We start from the raw sequence: 551 nt of genomic DNA on the forward strand, positions 1-551 counted from the left end.
GAGTTGTATCCGGTCAGGTTGGAATGTGTGTGGCTCTTGCTGTTGGCATAGCCAGCCATCAGGCCGAGATGCCAGCGATCGAGTGCGTTACTGCTCCATTGCGCCAGATCGCCGCCCAATTGCAGAACATAACGGTTGCTCTGGGTATTCAGTTCATCCGAGCGATCCTTAAAGCGATTATGTCCGCCAATGTTACGCATCCACAGGCTGGTCACTTTCTGCTCGCCGGTCAGCAGGTCGGTGTACTGTGTTTCCCCCAGACGGTCATGCAGTCGGGTATTAAACAGCGTATTTGCCGCCTGAATATTGGCCACATAGCTGCCAATTTCCGGGCGATACAGATGTTTTCGTTCTGGTTGTGGAACAGATGGCGTAACAGGCGGTTCTGGCGTTACAGGCGGTTCTGGTGTTACAGGCGGTTCTGGTGTTACAGGTGGCTCAGGATCTGGTTCCGGGATTACAGGCAGTACCGGTGGGGTATACGGTCCTGCGGGAATTTCACTGGTTAAAAACCAGTTCTGGTTGTCGCTTTTTACCACGTTGTAGTCATA

Annotated in this window: 1 protein-coding gene; it reads right to left on the reverse strand. The window is 52.8% G+C overall.

The annotated features are described in order from the left end of the window. Positions 1–551: autotransporter outer membrane beta-barrel domain-containing protein (locus tag H9644_RS21445; RefSeq protein ID WP_191776505.1), on the reverse strand; the 551-nt coding region annotated here is incomplete at both ends.

The sequence above is a fragment of the Escherichia whittamii genome (assembly GCF_014836715.1).
GTDB classification, from domain to species: Bacteria; Pseudomonadota; Gammaproteobacteria; order Enterobacterales; family Enterobacteriaceae; genus Escherichia; species Escherichia whittamii.